This is a genomic window from Streptomyces sp. NPDC008125, assembly GCF_042957125.1.
In the GTDB taxonomy this organism is placed as follows: domain Bacteria; phylum Actinomycetota; class Actinomycetes; order Streptomycetales; family Streptomycetaceae; genus Streptomyces.
The window spans coordinates 255,944-271,133 of record NZ_JBIBHR010000003.1 but is presented as its reverse complement, the minus strand read 5'-3'; the positions used below and the strand labels follow the sequence as shown (position 1 = coordinate 271,133).

The following is a 15,190-nucleotide window of genomic DNA, read 5'->3' as shown; positions in this document are numbered from 1 at the left end:
GGCTCCTTCCGAACGTGATCTGCCGAACCACCGGCGGACCCGAGAGGAACTCCTGATGAAGATCGATTCTGAGGACAACCGCGCTTCGACGCGACGCCGGTGGGGGGTGCCGCTGGCGGTCGCCGCAGGCGTCGCCACGATGAGCGTCACGGCCGTGGTCGTCTTCGGCGGTACCGGGGAAGCCAAGCCCACGCTCGCCTCCCCCGGGTCGAGCGCCGGAAACCCGACGGGCCCGGCCGCCTCGCCGCGTACGAGCACGGCGCCCGGCACCTCGTCGGGCGGCACCTCGTCGGGCAGCGCCACATCGGGCGGGACCGCCTCGGGCGTAACCGCTTCGGGCACGTCGCCGGCCACCCCGGCGACGGCCACCGTCACCAGCGCCACCACGACCCCGATCGACGCCGGGACCGTGGCGAAGATCCTGGCCTCCTGCCTGGGGTCGGACGCATCGCAGTACGAAGCGGTGCTCGCGGTCCGCACCCCCCTCGCCACCGAGGACACGGACGGTGTGGTCGTCGCGGTCAACTCCGCCGACCAGTACGTGCAGTGCCAGTCGGACGGCGACAAGGGCATCAGCGTGGACTCCCCGCCCACGTTCATCAACAACCGCCTGTGGGGCACCGGCCGTCTGATCGAGTACTTCGACTCGTTCGGCCAGAGCGCCGGCAAGCAGTCCGGCGAGTACCGGTACACCGTGCTCGGCGCCGGCCACTATGCCGCCGACGTCGCCAAGGTCACCATCAGCTACGACGACGACCCGAAGGAGTACCCGGCGGCCATGGCGGGCGGCGCGTTCGTCTACGCGGCGGCGTTCTCCACCGGTACGTCCAAGCCCGACCGGCACTTCGCGGGCCCGGACGCCACCGTCCACGCGTACGACGCGTCCGGCAAGGAGATCTACGACCAGGCGAAGGACCCGCAGTTCTCCGACCAGCAGTAGGGCGGCTCACGGATCAGCAGCGGGGCGGCGTTCCCGACCGCCCTCAGCGCGGCCTCGTCGCCCCTCCCGCCACCCCTCCCCGCTGCCCCGGCCGCCCGCCGGGGCAGCGGTGTGCGCGGCCCCGTACCGAAAGAAGCGGGCCGCTGACCGGTTTGTATCCTCGGCAGGGTGCCGTCCGGCACCGAGCGGGACCCGCGAGAGGACACACCGTGACCACCGAGCTGAGCTCCGATGCCCTGGGCGCCCCCGGCGCCCCGAGCGACCTGAGCGCCCTTGTCGACCGCGCAAGGCAGGACTACGAGGAGCTGGCCGGTCGCGGCCTCTCCCTCGACCTGACCCGGGGGAAGCCGGCGCCGACGCAGCTCGATCTCTCCGAGGACCTGCTGAGCCTGCCGGGTGGCCGGTACACCGCCGCCGACGGTACCGACGTGCGCAACTACGGCGGCCTCCAGGGGCTGACCGAGCTGCGGGAGATCTTCGCCGAGCAGCTCCAGGTGCCGGTGGCACAGCTGCTCGCGGCCGGCAACTCCAGCCTGGAGCTGATGCACGACTCCCTGGTGCACGCGATGCTCAGCGTGCTGCCGGGCGCCGAGTCACGCTGGGTGGACCAGGGCCGGATCGCGTTCCTCTGTCCCGTACCCGGGTACGACCGGCACTTCGCCCTGTGCGAGCGGTTCGGCATCGACATGATCCCCGTGCCGATGACCGAGTCGGGCCCCGACATGGACGCGGTCGAGCGCCTCGTCGCGGAGAACCCGGCCGTCAAGGGCATCTGGTGCGTCCCGAAGTACAGCAACCCGGACGGCGCGGTCTACAGCGACGAGACGGTGGCCCGGCTGGCCGCGATGGAGACCGCGGCACCCGACTTCCGCATCTTCTGGGACAACGCCTACGCGGTGCACCACCTCACCGAGGAGCGGGTGGAGATCGCCGACCTGCTCGCCGCGTGCGACGCGGCCGGGAACGCGGACCGGGTGTTCGTGTTCGGCTCCACCTCCAAGATCACTCTGGCGGGCGCGGGCGTCGCGTTCTTCGGCTCGTCCCCGGCCAACGTGAAGTGGCTGCTCGCCAACAACTCGAAGCGCTCCATCGGCCCGGACAAGGTCAACCAGCTGCGGCACGCGATGTACCTGCGCGACGCGGACGGCGTGCGCGACCTGATGGACCGTCAGCGTCACGTGCTGCAGCCCAAGTTCGAGGCCGTCCAGCGCATCCTCGAAACCGAGCTGGGCGGTACGGGCCTCGCCTCCTGGACGAAGCCCAAGGGCGGCTACTTCGTGAACCTGGAGGTCGAGGAGGGCTGCGCGAAGGAGGTCGTACGGCGCGCCGGAGCGGCCGGTATCGTCCTCACCCCGGCCGGTGCCACCCACCCGTACGGCGACGACCCGAGCGACTCCGTCATCCGCATCGCGCCCAGCTACCCGACGCAGGAGGAGCTGGAAGAGGCCATCCTCGGCCTGACCGCGTGCGTGCGGGTCGTCGGTTACGAGAAGCGGCTCGCCGCGAAGTAACGCCGTACCGCAACACGGCAGCACGGCAACACGGCAACACGGCAGCACGGCAGTTACGTGGTACAGCAGTTGCGCGTACCGCAGCCCGGCCGTACGGCCTCCGGGGCGTACGGCCTCCGGGGCGTACGGGCCCCGGCGGGCCACCGGCGGGCCACCGGGGCCCTCTGCCGGACCGCCGGCGGGCCACCGGCGCGCCCCCACCCGAGCAGGCCCAGGGAGAAGGACCCCGCGCATGACCCGCGCCACGCACGTCAACGGCTCCAGGAAATGGCTGTTCCTCGTCGGTGCGATCGCCTCCGAGGTCGCGGCGACGCTCGCCCTGCGGGCCGCGCTCGACGCCCGACCGTGGTTCGTGCTGGTGGTCGCCGGTTACGTCGCCGCCTTCACGATGCTGGCGCTGGTGCTGCGCGAGGGCATGCCGATCGGTGTCGCGTACGGCATCTGGGGAGCCAGCGGCGTCGCCGTCACCGCCGTCCTGGCCGCGCTCCTCTTCGGGGACCCGCTGACCTGGCTGATGGGCCTCGGCGTGGTGGCGGTCGCCGGCGGGGTCATGACCGTGGAGCTCGGCGCGCAACGCGCCGCTGCCGCCCGGGAGCAGGCCGAAGCCGCCTCCGTCTCCCGCCCCGACGCCCCCGAGGAGACCACCCCGTGAGCTGGCTCTTCCTGATGGGCGCGATCCTCTGCGAGGTCAGCGGCACCCTCGCCCTGCGCGCCTCCGAGGGCTTCCGCAAGAAGGCGTGGCTGGCACCGGTCCTGTTCGCGTACGTCGTCTCCTTCGGCTGCCTCGCGCTGGCGCTCTCCCACGGCATGGCGATCGGCGTCGCGTACGGCATCTGGTCCGCCTGCGGGGTCGCCCTGACCGCCGTCCTCGCCCGCCGCCTCTTCGGCGAACCGCTCACCCGGCTGATGGGCCTGGGCATCGCCCTGATCGCCGTCGGCGTCCTGCTGATCGAAGCGGGCGCCCACCCGTAGAGGCTGCCCCGCTACTCCGCCCCCCCCCGCCCCGCCCCGCCCCGCCCAGAATGCGGCCGATCCCGTCCTCGAAGCGGTCCGGGAAGGCGTCCGGCGAGAGTGCGGCCAGCGCCTGCTCCTCCTGCGTGAGGCCGGGGGTGAAGTACGTCAAGGCGTAGAGCGTCCAGGCCGCCGCCTCGTCCGTCGCTCACCGCCCGCCCTCGCCCGTATCAATCCAGTTGACGCGAGAGCTCGCGGTGGCACGACCGCCGACGCTCGCCCTCCGGGGTGTACGTGAACGAGTCACGGAAGGTACCGGCACCACCGACGCGTACGGCGAGCACCACCGGCTCCGCGTGCTCGGCGGTCCAACCGCACAGCGAGTCGAGCCGATTGCCGTTCCAGAGGTGGAAGCAGACCATCGGGTCGGCCGGGTCCGCGCTGACGTAACCGAGGGTCTTCCCGAACCGGGGGCTCGACCCACCGAACCTCACCGACGGCGGCCCGAACTCCGCCGCCACGTCAGACCACCCACGGTCCTCCCGCCCCACCCACTCCGACGCCGTCGCCCGCAGCCGGGCGTACTCCCCCTCGTCCAGCACCCGCACCGCCCGGAGCCAGCCGGCCCGGTGCGCGAACTCCCCGTAGAGCGAAACCACCGCGTCCGCCGGGCCGTCACCGTGCAGATGCCGCGCGAAGGCCCCCTTCGCCCCGTTCGCCGACCAAGCGCCCGACACCTCCCAGGCCGTCTGCTGCTGATGCCACAACCCCGGGCGGCCCTCCACGTAAAGGAGGTCCTGACACATCACCCGAAGGATCATCTCGTCCCCCCACATCCCCGGTCGTCGCAGAACCGAGTTGAGCCGGTCGACGAAGTGGGCACGGATGTCCGGGGAGGGCACGAGGGCATCGGAAGAGATCACCCGGCCAGTGTTTCGTGTCAACGTTCGACGCGCATGCGTACGAAGAATTTCTTGGGAGATTGCCCAGCCCAAGAGGCCCGTTGGTCACCGGGGGAACATCCGGCCACTACGAGCAGCTACCGCGGGGCCCTCCAACTGCTCTGTCCCGGGAGCGAGCCGTCGGATGAGCTGTGCTGCGGTTGCGACTCCCACCGCTTGTTGGTGGGGCCGTCCCCGCACGCGCGGGGAGCACCGTGCCCGCTTGTTGGACCGTATCTAGGTATGGGGACCATCCCCGCACGCGCGGGGAGCACGCGGCGGGCCGTCGCCTCGGGATCGGCCAGGCGGGACCATCCCCGCACGCGCGGGGAGCACGCCCACTCGATGCTGAACGCAGTGGGCTCCGGGGGACCATCCCCGCACGCGCGGGGAGCACAAGTCCGGATCTCCTTCTCTACATCGCTATTCGGGACCATCCCCGCACGCGCGGGGAGCACCAGAGCGGTGGCCCGGCTGGTGACCGGATCGGGGGACCATCCCCGCACGCGCGGGGAGCACGCTACGGTCCGTGTCACCCCGGACCTCGGCCGGGGACCATCCCCGCACGCGCGGGGAGCACTGAGGGTGTCGCGCTCGGGGCCGACAAACACGGGGACCATCCCCGCACGCGCGGGGAGCACCTTGGTGGCTTTGCTGATCGCGTCATAGGCCGGGGACCATCCCCGCACGCGCGGGGAGCACCTCGGAATGTTCGTTCTTCCGCGCATCGTCTCGGGACCATCCCCGCACGCGCGGGGAGCACAGTGGTCGTCGCGGATGCTCGGCCCGCACCAAGGGACCATCCCCGCACGCGCGGGGAGCACGTCGACGAAATGGTGTGGGCCGCCCCGATCCCGGGACCATCCCCGCACGCGCGGGGAGCACGCCGAGCTGTACCAGGCGCAGGACGCCCTCGCGGGACCATCCCCGCACGCGCGGGGAGCACCCGATGGTGCGCTGGCAGGAGAGGTCGTCGTAGGGACCATCCCCGCACGCGCGGGGAGCACCTCGGCCAGCAGTAGCCGTACGGGTCGGTCCAGGGACCATCCCCGCACGCGCGGGGAGCACTCTTCCTGACCTGCGGGTTCTTCCGGAGAAAGTGGCCTCCTGAGCCAACTTCGCCGACTCGGACCTTTCCGACAAAACACCTGCCACTTCTATCGCCTTCTGCTCGAACCCAGTTCATCACGCCCGAAGACGCCCCGTCAGCCGACTCCGGGCCCTCGACTCCAGCACCGGCCCACGCGCCCGAACGTCACCCACGACAGCTTCCACCTCACCCACCCAGCCACCCGCGTACACCGAACCCACCCCCGCCCGCTTGCCCGTGAGCGCGCAGTTCCGTTCGTCTCGTGCACGGTCCTGGCTGAGCCCGCGTCCCCGCGACGCATCCCGGTACCTCCGAGCGAGGATGAACCACGGCAAAGCACGGCAGCATCACCCCGCACCACAGCCACGCACCACGTACACGTACGTACGTACGTACGTACGTACGGCACGCGCACTCCCCCACACCCACCACCCACACAACCGACGACAGGAGCAACGGCCATGGTGGAACGCACAGTCCCCCTGCTGCGGACGATGCGGGCACGGGACCCCGACGAGGAGCACCGGGCGTCGACTCCCCTGGAGCTGCTCTTCGACCTGACGTTCGTGGTCGCGGTCTCGCAGGCCGCCGCGCAGCTCCACCACGCGCTGGCCGAGGATCACGTGGGCTCGGGGCTCGCCGGGTACGCGGCGGTGTTCTTCGCCATCTGGTGGGCCTGGATGAACTTCACCTGGTTCGCCTCCGCGTACGACACCGACGACGTGCCGTACCGGCTGGTGACGCTGTTGCAGATGGCGGGCGTTCTGGTGCTCGCCGCCGGGGTGCCCGCCGCGTTCCAGGACGGGGACTTCACGGTCGTCGTCATCGGGTACGTCATCATGCGCAGCGCGATGATCGCGCAGTGGCTGCGGGCCGCCACGCAGCATCCGGAGGGCCGCCGTTGCGCCCTGCGGTACGCGTCGGGCATCGCCGTGGCGCAGCTCGGCTGGGTGGCCCGGCTCTGGGCGCCGGACGCGTGGCAGGCGGCTACCTTCGTAACGCTCGTGCTGGTCGAACTGGCCGTACCCGCGTGGGCCGAGTCCCGTGGCAACAACACCAGTTGGCACCCGGAGCACATCGCCGAGCGGTACGGCCTCTTCACCATCATCGTGCTCGGCGAGGTCATTCTCGCCTCGCTCGCGGCGGTCCAGTCCGCCGTCTCGGACCACGGCCTGTCCGCCGCCGTCCTGCTGATCGCGATCGGCGGGCTGCTGCTGGTCTTCGGCCTGTGGTGGATGTACTTCACCGGCGGTGAGATCGGCCTGCCCACCCTGCGTTCCGCCCTGACCTGGGGGTACGCCCATTACGGCGTCTTCGCCTCACTGGCCGCACTCGGCGCCGGGCTGGAGGCGGCCGTGGACGCCACCGAGCACCACGCGCACCTTCCCGAGCGCACCGCCTCGCTGGCCGTCGCCGTACCGGTGGCTATCGTTCTGGTCCTGCTCGGCGCCCTGCACCGGATGACCGGAACCGGGGGCGTGGAGCACACCGTGGTGGTGGCGACGGGCGCTCTCGTGGTCCTCGCGCTCGGTTTCGCCGGCCCCGCCCTGGGACTGGGCCTGGGTGGCGCGGTGTTCGGCATGGGCCTGGCCGTCGCCGCGACCGTCGCCTCCGACGCGGCGGTCCTACGACGACGAGCGGCAACCTCGTAGCGGGGGCCCTCGCCGAGCTGGGGCCGTGGCTTCAGGAGGACTGCGGGTGTTGCGGGGCCGGGTCGTGGTCGCGCGAGAGCAGCGGTGGCGGTGACGCGGGCTCCGTAACGGGGGACGCGGGGCGGCGGGAGAGGACTCCGGCGGTGGCACCGGCCAGGACCAGGGTGGCCCCCAGGATCTGCAGCCACGTCAGCCCGCTGCTCAGCAGCACCGCGCTGGCGACGATGCCCACCACGGGCTCCAGCATGCTGCCGATGGAGGCGCGCGTCGGACCGATCAGGGCCATCCCGAGGAAGAAGCAGAGAATCGCCACGACCGTGGAGACCAGGGCCAGGGCGAGCACCCAGAGCCAGCCCCGGAACGTGAAGTCGAACCTCAGTTCCCCCGTGGCCACCCCGTACAGCAGGAAGGAGCCCGCCGCGGCCGCCGAGACGCAGCCCGTCATCACCACGGGGTGCACGCTGCCGCTCACCCGGTCGCCGTACATGATGTAGGCGGTGTAGACCCCGGCCGCACCGAGCACCTGCAGAACGCCGACGGCGTTCAGCTCCGACCCGATGCGGCCCAGTACGAGTGACACCCCCGCGAAGGACGCCAGAATCGAGCCGACGATGGCCGGCGAGGGCTTGTCCCGGCCCACGGCGGCGGATACGACGGCCACCAGAGCCGGGTACACGTACAGCAACAGGGCGGCCAGCGCGGGCGAGATGTGCTTGACGGACGAGAAGTAGAGCGCCGACTGGGCCGTGTACATCACCCCGCCCAGCACGACCAGCCGCAGCAGGTCCGCCCGCTTCGGAAGGCCGCTGCCGCGCGCGTGGCGGACCACGTACGGGAGGAAGACCGCAGCCGCGAGGGCGAAACGGAGGAAGAGCAGCGTGACGACGGTCAGCCCGTCACGGTAGGCGAACGTGGCGAAGACGGTCATGAACCCGAAGCAGGACGCGGACAGCCCGATGAGCAAGTAGCCCTTCAACATCCGTGAGCTTCCTTCCTGAAGGGCGAGCGTCCGCCGGCAGGCCGCGTCGGGCAACGCCGTCGGCGACAAGGGCTCGTGGGGAGGGAGTGGGACGCACCAGATTCAACGATGTCCCGCACGACGGCCACAAGCGTCCCCGCACATGTGGCGGTATTCACCACCTCCCGCCCCGACGCGCGCCCCTCGCCGGCTCCCTCACTCCGCAGGTGGGACGCGGAAGGGGGACGTCAGGTACTCATCCGTAAGGGGCGCCGGTTCCCGCCACCCCCGACACGGGAACCTCGTCCCCCGGAACGGCCTGGCCTACGGGGAGGGGCGCTCCAGCTCCGCGAGCGCCCGCTCGAAGCAGTCGTACGCGTCCTCGTCGAAGAGGACGAAGCGCACCTCGGCGACCGGGACCCGGGCCTCCTCGCGGACCGTACGCAGGGCGATACGTGCGCCGTCGTCCATCGGCCAACCGTAGATGCCGGTCGAGACCGCCGGGAACACCACGGAGCGCGCGCCCAGTTCGGCGGCCACCCGGAGGGACTCGCGGTAGCAGGACACCAGCAGCTCGGAACGGTCCTCCTCCCGTGACCAGACCGGGCCCACGGTGTGGATCACGTGGTCCGCGTGCAACCGCCCGGCAGTCGTCGCCACCGCCTGCCCGGTCGGCAGCCCCTTGCCGTACCGGGAAGCGCGCAGGTCACGGCAGGCATCCAGAATCGCGGGGCCGCCCTTGCGGTGGATGGCCCCGTCCACCCCGCCACCGCCGAGCAGCGAGGAGTTGGCGGCGTTCACGAGGGCGTCGGCGTGCTGCTCGGTGATGTCGCCGTGTACGAGCTCGATGGTCGGCTGCGTCGTCATGGGGCCATCCTGGGGCGGCGGGCCGGAGCGGGCAACGCGGATGCGCGGTCACGAACGGCGGGCGGCAAGCCGGGGGCCATCCCCGCGCGCGGGGAGCACGATCGGCCGGAGCTTCCCGCACCTCGACGTGGTGGCGACCCTGCGCCGCGCCCTCACCCACAGCTGATGCAGCTGACGCAGCTGACGTAGGCCTCTCAGTCCCCCAACTCCCGCTGGAGGAGGACCGACCGGTGCGTCGGTACGTACCCGAGCGCGTCGTTCACCGCGCGCATCGGGGCGTTGCCGTCGGCCGTGTCGGTCACCAGGCCGGTGAGGGCGGGGTGAGCAGTCAGGGCGGTACGAATCGACTCGGCCTTCATCCAGCGGGCCAGGCCGCGTCCCCGGTGGGCGGGCAGGACGCCGGTTCCATAGTGCAGGCCCTCGCCCGTACCGCCGCCGGGGACGACCAGTTCGGTGAATCCGACGATCGTGCCGTCCGCCTCGCTGACGGCGGCGACCGTGTGCAGGAGTTCGCCGCGCTGTTCGACGGCGCGGGCGACGGCTCGTACCCGGTCCACGTCCCAGGTCTCCGTACCGTGGTCCATCTCGTCCATCGGCATGTCGTCCATCGCCCGGCGCGACCCGGCGAACGTCTCGGCCAGCTCGTCGGGGACGGTTCCGCTCCAGGAGGTCAGGCGGTACTCCGGGTGGGGCTCGGCGGCCAGGGCGGCGAGGGCGACCGGGTCGGCGTCGGCCGTCGCGAGACGGGCGAAGGTCAGGGTGAGGACCACCCGGAAGCCGCGGCCCGTCAGGAAGTCCACCGCCACGCCGCCGCCCTCCTGCCCCGCCTCGGCCCCGCCCGCCACCGCCACCTGGGCCGTCACCGTGCGTCGGCCCTCGGCCCGGGCGCCCGCGAGGGCCGCGTCGAGCAGGCGGGTTCCGATGCCGGTGCGGCGGACTGCCGGGTGCACGGCGAGGTCCAGTTCGGCGAGGTGGTCCCGGCCCGGTGCGGTGGAGAGCCGCAGGTACGCCGATCCCACCGGGTACCCGGGAGGATCGACGGCCGCCGGGCCGCCACCACCGCCCGGCACTTCCTCCGCGAGCCAGACGAGGCGGTACGAGGACGATCCGGAGGGCGATCCGATGGGCGGGCCAGACGACGATCCCGAGGACCGACCGTGGTCCGGCTCGGCGAGCGGTGTGATGCGCAGGGGCAAGGGAGCCTCCGTCGAGTACGTCCCCCGTGGCATGAGCGGGCCGGGGAAACGTACCCGGGCAAGCCGACACCCGCAACGGCATGACCGGCTTACCGCAGCAGGAATCCCGTCAGGTACCCCAGCGCGTTGGTCGCCCAGTGAAGCCCCATCGGCGGAAGCAGGCTGCCGCTGCGTCGGCGGAGCTCGCAGAAGAGGACTCCGGAGGCGGCGGTGAAGAGCACCGCGCCGATGTCGGCGACGACCGCCGCGATCACGGTTCCGGCGGAGGAGGTGCCGAAGATGCCGGCGAGCGCGGGTTTGTCGGTGGCCAGGTGCAGCGACGGGAGGATGTGCCACATCCCGAAGAGGGCGGAGGAGACGACGGTGGCGGTGACCGTGCCCCGGGCGCGTACGAGGAGCCCGTACAGCACGCCGCGGAACGCGACCTCCTCCAGCAGCACGGTGCCGACGGGGACCTGGATCAGCATGCGCCAGGCGACCTCGGCGCCGGAGAGGCCGCTGTTGCGCTGGTCCTCGAAGAGGTCGCGAGTAGCGGGGAGCAGCGCGCCGACCACGTAAACGAGTCCGACCAGACCGATGAGTACGGCGGCCCAGCGGGCGCCCCGCGCCCAGGTGCCCCACCCGAGGCCTGCCTCGGGCCAGGTGCCGCCGGACCACTTCCACACACCGAGCAGGACCGCGGTGACGGCCAGGGAGACGACCAGGCCCCAGCCGTGCAGGAAGACGTGGTTGACGAGGTTGGTGGCGACCAGGACGGCGATGGTCAGCGCGATCGCCCCGTTCACGGGAAGCCTCGGGGCAAGCCGCCGCCCCTCGGTCATGCCGCCTCCCGCGCCCTCGCCCACTCCCGCTCCCTGTTCCTCTCCGTACGCGTCCGTACGTGCGTCCACTCTCGGCGCCGCCCCCTGCCCGGGCAACTCGTGCACGAGCAGCAGGGGCAGCAGGGGCAGCAGGAGCAGCAGGAGCACCCCACCACCGCCGCCCATGGATAGCCACCGTCACAGGGTGTCGTCGACCGGTGGCCCAACGTTCCGCCTAGCGTGCCTCTGGAGCGGCCGGGTGACTGCGGCCGAAGCGACCCGGGAGGCCCCATGACCGACAGTGGCGGATCGACCGGACCGCACGATCCGACCGGATCAACAGGACCGACAGGACCGACAGGACCGACAGGGCCGACAGGGCCGACAGGGCCCACAGGATCGACCAGGTCGCCCCGCGCAGGAGACCGGCTCCGCCCGGCCGCGCGTCTCGTGCGGCGCCCGGTGGTGCGGCGGCGGCCGGGTTGGACGGGGGTCCTGGTGGCGGTGCTCTTCTACGCCGCCTCGTTCACGCCCTCGCTCATCCCCCGCTCGTGGCTGGTCCAGTCGTTGGCGGCCGGGGTCACCGCGGCGGCCGGTTACGGCGTGGGGGCGATCCTCGGGTGGTTCGCGCGGCGCTGCGGGGTGCGGCCGGGCGGGGCTACGCGCCGGTGGGCGTGGCTGATGCTCGTGTCTCTGGGGGGCGCGGCGGTCGTCGCGGTGACCGCACGGAGCGTGCACTGGCAGGGCGACGCGCGGCGGGCGGTCGACATGGAGCCGGGGGTGGTGTGGTGGCAGTGGGCGCTGGTGCCCTTCGTGGCGCTGTTGCTCTGCGGGCTGCTGGTGGCGCTGGCCCGGTCCGTACGGCTGGGTACGCGGACCCTGGCGCGTCCGCTGGAGCGGCTGGTGCCCCGGCCGTGGGCGCTGATGGTGGCGGCCGCGGTGGCGGTGGTCGTGGTGGTGGGGGTGGTCCAGGGTTTCCTGCTGCGCGGGCTGGTGGACCTGGTCGAGAGCAGCGCGTCTCTGACGAACGGCTCGACCAGCAAGGGCATCGCCCGCCCGCTGCTGCCGACGCTCTCGGGCAGTCCGTCGTCGCTGGAGAGCTGGTCCTCGCTGGGCAAGAACGGCCGGGACTTCGTCGGTCAGGCGTCCACCCGGGCGGAGGTCTCCGCGTTCACCGGCGCCCCGGCGACGGACCCGGTCCGGGTGTACGTCGGGCTGGAGTCCTCTCCGACCCTGCGGGGCCGCGCGGACCTCGCCGTACGGGAACTGGAGCGGACCGGCGCCTTTCGTCGGAAGGTGCTGGTGGTGTTCGGCACGACGGGGAGCGGCTGGGTCAACGAGAGCCTCGCCAAGCCGCTGGAGTACATGTACGGCGGGGACAGCGCGGAGGTGGCCCTCCAGTACTCGTATCTGCCGAGCTGGCTCTCGTTCCTCACCGAGAGCGAGGCCGCCGTGGCCGGTTCCGCGCTCTTCGACGCCGTGTACGACCACTGGTCGGCGCTGCCTCCGGACGGACGCCCCCGGCTGCTGGTGTCCGGCGAGTCCCTCGGTTCGTACGCCACCGAGGGGGCGTTCGACGGCGGGCTCGCGCGGATGACCGCCCGCAGCGACGGCGCTCTGCTGGTCGGGCCGACGCTGCGGAACCCGATGTGGGAGAAGCTCGGCACGGCCCGCGACCGGGGAAGTCCGCTCTGGCTGCCGGTCTACCGGGACGGGCGCACCGTGCGGTACGCCCGCCGCGAGCCCGATTTCGACCGGCCGGCCGGCGCCGCCTGGGACGCGCCCCGGATCGTGTACCTCCAGAACGGTTCCGACCCGGTGACGTGGTGGTCCCCCGATCTGCTGACGTCTCGGCCGCAGTGGCTCGTGGGGCCGAAGGCGCCGGACGTCTCGCCCGGGATGCGGTGGTACCCGCTCGTCACCTTCTGGCAGGTGACCTGCGATCTCGCGGTGTCCGACTCCGTCCCGGTGGGGTACGGGCACCGGTTCGGCACCCTCCCGGTCGCGGCCTGGGCCGCTGTGACCCGGCCGCCCGGGTGGACCGGGGACGACACCGCCCGCCTCGAAGAGACGCTGGAACGGAAACAGGAGGAGCAGGAGGAGCGGAAGGAGCAGGAGGAGCCGAAGGAGCAGGAGAAGCGGGGAGAAGGAGAACAAGGAGGGGTGAGGGCCGACGAGTCGATGCCCCCACCACCCACCGAAGCGTGACAGAACCGCAAGTCGGTGCGCACGATCACGCGCTGACGGACCGTCTACCCTGTTGCTTCCATGTAGTGCACAGGGGGTCGCATGCACAGCGAGGGAACGGCCGACGAGCCGGAAGGGGGCTTCGACGGCGATCCCGCAAACGCCCGTCCCGCAAACGCCCGTCCCGCAGACGCGCATCCCGCAGACCCGCACCCGGCGGACGGGCACCCCGCGGGCGCGCCCGAGCCTCTCGGGGACGCCACCGAACCGGAGCCCGAGCTCCGGCCGCACATGGTGATCGCCGACCGCTACGAGCTCCAACGCCAGTTGGGCCGGGGCGGGATGGGCGTCGTCTGGGAGGCGCTGGACCGACGCCTGGGGCGGCGGGTCGCGGTCAAGGGGCTGCTCTACCGGGGTGCCGTGGAGCCCGAGACGCAGGCGCAGTGGGTCGAGCGGGCGCGGCGCGAGGCGCAGGCCATCGCCCGGATCGGGCACCAGAACGTGGTGGCCGTGCACGACGTGATCGAGGCCGGTAACCAGGTTTGGATCGTGATGGAGCTGCTCAACGCCCGGTCCCTGGCGGACCTGTTGCGCGAGCAGCGCCGGCTTCCGGTGGCCCAGGCGGCCCGGATCGCCCTCCAGGTGCTGCGCGGACTGCGCGCGGTGCACGAGGCGGGGGTGCTGCACCGGGACGTCAAGCCGCACAACATCCTCTTCCGGCCCAACGGCCGCGCTCTGCTGATGGACTTCGGGATCGCCACGTTCGAGGGCGCCGTCCAGCTGACCAAGTCGCAGGAGATCATCGGCACGCCGAAGTACCTGGCGCCCGAGCTGGTCCACCGGGGCGGCGAGGCGCTGCCGAAGCCGGGCACCTCGGCGTCCGACCTGTGGTCGCTGGGGGTGACGCTCTTCGAGATGGTCGAGGGCCACGCCCCCTTCAACGGCCTCAGCTCGTACGAGGTCTTCATCGCCGTGTACGAGCAGCCGCTGCCCGCGATGGAGCACGCCGGCCCGCTCGCCCCCGTGATCCGGGCGCTGCTGCGGAAGGACCCGGAGGAACGGCCGTCCGCCCGGGAGACCGAGGCGATGCTGATGGCCGTCACCAGCGACCCCCCGGCGCTCGACCCGCCGACCCACCGCCAGAACCAGCCCCTCCGGCTCCCCCCGCACGACGACGACAGCGCCGGAGACTCCGAGGAGGGTGCCGGCCGGGCGCCGAAGCCCCGCCGTCGGCGCACCGTGCTGGGTGCGGCGGCGGTCGGCTGTGCGGCGCTGCTGGCCGGTGGCGGCTGGCTGACCTGGCAGCAGGAAGCCGCGCACGCGCCCACGTACAAGCAGGGGCACGCCGAGCTGAAGATCGGCGTCAAGGACGACCAGCCCGGACTGAGCCAGCGGCAGCCGGACGGTTCCTACGCCGGGTACGACATAGACCTCGCCTCCCGGATCGCGCGGCGTATGGGCTACGCGCCGAAGGACATCCGCTTCGTGCCGGTGAACAGCGAGAACCGGGCGTCGATGCTCTCCGCGGGACGTGTCGATCTGGTGATAGCGAGCTACAGCATCACCCCGGAACGCAAGCAGCAGGGGATCGTCTTCGCGGGGCCGTACTACACGGCGCTGCGCAGCTTCCTCGTACGCAAGGACAAGAAGCCGGCGTACACCGATGCCGCCGACCTGATCAACGACAAGGCCCAGGTCTGTACGGTGCGGGGCTCGACGTACGAGGGGTGGCTGGCGGAGGCCGGGTACAACCTCACGAAGCGGCAGAGTTCGTACCAGCTGTGCGTGGACTACCTGTTGGACGACAGGAGCGGGATCTCCGCCGTGTCCACCGACGACATCATCCTCGCCGGCTATGTCGGACAGGACCCGGACAAGCTCCAGCAGATCAGCAACGCGGGCGGCGCCGAGGGGTACGGCGTGGCGATGGTGCCGGGCGAGCCCGAGCTGAAGAAGGAGGTGTGCGAGGCGCTGCGGGAGATCGTGAACAGCCCTGAGTGGGAGGACCTGTACACCGATCACCTGGCGAAGCTGATGGCCAACGAGTCCGCGCCGAACCGGCCGAAGCTGACCGAGTGCGGGGACGCCTGAAGCACC

12 protein-coding genes and 1 CRISPR repeat array are annotated in these 15,190 nt (G+C 71.9%); of the genes, 7 read left to right on the top strand and 5 right to left on the bottom strand.

Going from position 1 to position 15,190, the window contains the following annotated elements:
• The first annotated feature begins 55 nt into the window (after window positions 1-55).
• The 4 genes from ACFZAX_RS06495 to ACFZAX_RS06480 all read left to right on the top strand — a co-directional run bounded on the left by ACFZAX_RS06495 (window position 56) and on the right by ACFZAX_RS06480 (window position 3,423).
• The gene (locus tag ACFZAX_RS06495; RefSeq protein WP_390959677.1) at window positions 56-940 is read left to right on the top strand and encodes a hypothetical protein; all 885 of its coding nucleotides are present in this window, start codon (window positions 56-58) and stop codon (window positions 938-940) included.
• Between the two features lie 209 nt (window positions 941-1,149).
• Window positions 1,150-2,451, top strand: coding sequence for an aminotransferase class I/II-fold pyridoxal phosphate-dependent enzyme (locus tag ACFZAX_RS06490; protein ID WP_390959675.1), 1,302 nt, complete (start codon window positions 1,150-1,152; stop codon window positions 2,449-2,451).
• Window positions 2,452-2,683: 232 nt separating this feature from the next.
• Window positions 2,684-3,103 carry an SMR family transporter gene (locus ACFZAX_RS06485; RefSeq protein WP_390959673.1) on the top strand — a complete coding sequence of 140 codons (420 nt, stop codon included), beginning with the start codon at window positions 2,684-2,686 and terminating at the stop codon, window positions 3,101-3,103.
• The gene (locus ACFZAX_RS06480; protein WP_390959672.1) at window positions 3,100-3,423 is read left to right on the top strand and encodes an SMR family transporter; all 324 of its coding nucleotides are present in this window, start codon (window positions 3,100-3,102) and stop codon (window positions 3,421-3,423) included. Before ACFZAX_RS06485 ends, ACFZAX_RS06480 begins: the two co-directional genes overlap by 4 nt.
• A 209-nt stretch (window positions 3,424-3,632) precedes the next feature.
• On the opposite strand, the gene ACFZAX_RS06475 is transcribed toward ACFZAX_RS06480, so the two are convergent.
• Entirely contained in the window at window positions 3,633-4,325 is a 693-nt protein-coding gene (locus tag ACFZAX_RS06475; protein WP_390959670.1) for a hypothetical protein, read from the bottom strand.
• Between the two features lie 203 nt (window positions 4,326-4,528).
• Window positions 4,529-5,411: a CRISPR direct-repeat array (repeat unit 29 nt; unit sequence GGGACCATCCCCGCACGCGCGGGGAGCAC).
• A gap of 483 nt (window positions 5,412-5,894) precedes the next feature.
• Here ACFZAX_RS06475 and ACFZAX_RS06470 point away from each other — a divergent pair.
• Window positions 5,895-7,085, top strand: a complete 1,191-nt coding sequence (locus ACFZAX_RS06470; protein WP_390959668.1) for a low temperature requirement protein A — start codon at window positions 5,895-5,897, stop codon at window positions 7,083-7,085.
• Between the two features lie 31 nt (window positions 7,086-7,116).
• Here ACFZAX_RS06470 and ACFZAX_RS06465 read toward each other — a convergent pair whose 3' ends face one another.
• From ACFZAX_RS06465 to ACFZAX_RS06450, 4 genes are all read right to left on the bottom strand, one after another.
• On the bottom strand, window positions 7,117-8,064 hold the full coding sequence (locus ACFZAX_RS06465) for an EamA family transporter (RefSeq protein ID WP_390959666.1): 948 nt from the start codon (window positions 8,062-8,064) through the stop codon (window positions 7,117-7,119).
• 303 nt (window positions 8,065-8,367) lie between these two features.
• Window positions 8,368-8,910, bottom strand: a complete 543-nt coding sequence (locus tag ACFZAX_RS06460) for an O-acetyl-ADP-ribose deacetylase (RefSeq protein ID WP_390959665.1) — start codon at window positions 8,908-8,910, stop codon at window positions 8,368-8,370.
• 194 nt (window positions 8,911-9,104) lie between these two features.
• Complete coding sequence (locus ACFZAX_RS06455) at window positions 9,105-10,106, bottom strand: GNAT family N-acetyltransferase (RefSeq protein ID WP_390959664.1); 1,002 nt, start codon at window positions 10,104-10,106, stop codon at window positions 9,105-9,107.
• Between the two features lie 89 nt (window positions 10,107-10,195).
• Window positions 10,196-11,092 carry a type II CAAX prenyl endopeptidase Rce1 family protein gene (locus tag ACFZAX_RS06450; protein ID WP_390959663.1) on the bottom strand — a complete coding sequence of 299 codons (897 nt, stop codon included), beginning with the start codon at window positions 11,090-11,092 and terminating at the stop codon, window positions 10,196-10,198.
• Window positions 11,093-11,404: 312 nt separating this feature from the next.
• On the opposite strand from ACFZAX_RS06450, the gene ACFZAX_RS06445 reads away from it, so the two are divergent.
• Window positions 11,405-13,114: an alpha/beta-hydrolase family protein gene (locus ACFZAX_RS06445; RefSeq protein WP_390959661.1), complete on the top strand. Its 1,710-nt coding sequence runs from the start codon at window positions 11,405-11,407 to the stop codon at window positions 13,112-13,114.
• 81 nt (window positions 13,115-13,195) lie between these two features.
• The gene (locus tag ACFZAX_RS06440) at window positions 13,196-15,184 is read left to right on the top strand and encodes a protein kinase (RefSeq protein WP_390959659.1); all 1,989 of its coding nucleotides are present in this window, start codon (window positions 13,196-13,198) and stop codon (window positions 15,182-15,184) included.
• Window positions 15,185-15,190 lie beyond the last annotated feature (6 nt).

Bases quoted from the DNA above. Each gene is read 5' to 3' on its own strand.
- ACFZAX_RS06495 (WP_390959677.1), top strand. From the start codon at position 56: ATGAAGATCGATTCTGAGGACAACCGCGCTTCGACGCGACGCCGGTGG.
- ACFZAX_RS06485 (WP_390959673.1), top strand. From the start codon at position 2,684: ATGACCCGCGCCACGCACGTCAACGGCTCCAGGAAATGGCTGTTCCTC.
- ACFZAX_RS06470 (WP_390959668.1), top strand. From the start codon at position 5,895: ATGGTGGAACGCACAGTCCCCCTGCTGCGGACGATGCGGGCACGGGAC.
- ACFZAX_RS06465 (WP_390959666.1), bottom strand. From the start codon at position 8,064: ATGTTGAAGGGCTACTTGCTCATCGGGCTGTCCGCGTCCTGCTTCGGG.
- ACFZAX_RS06460 (WP_390959665.1), bottom strand. From the start codon at position 8,910: ATGACGACGCAGCCGACCATCGAGCTCGTACACGGCGACATCACCGAG.
- ACFZAX_RS06450 (WP_390959663.1), bottom strand. From the start codon at position 11,092: ATGGGCGGCGGTGGTGGGGTGCTCCTGCTGCTCCTGCTGCCCCTGCTG.
- ACFZAX_RS06440 (WP_390959659.1), top strand. From the start codon at position 13,196: ATGCACAGCGAGGGAACGGCCGACGAGCCGGAAGGGGGCTTCGACGGC.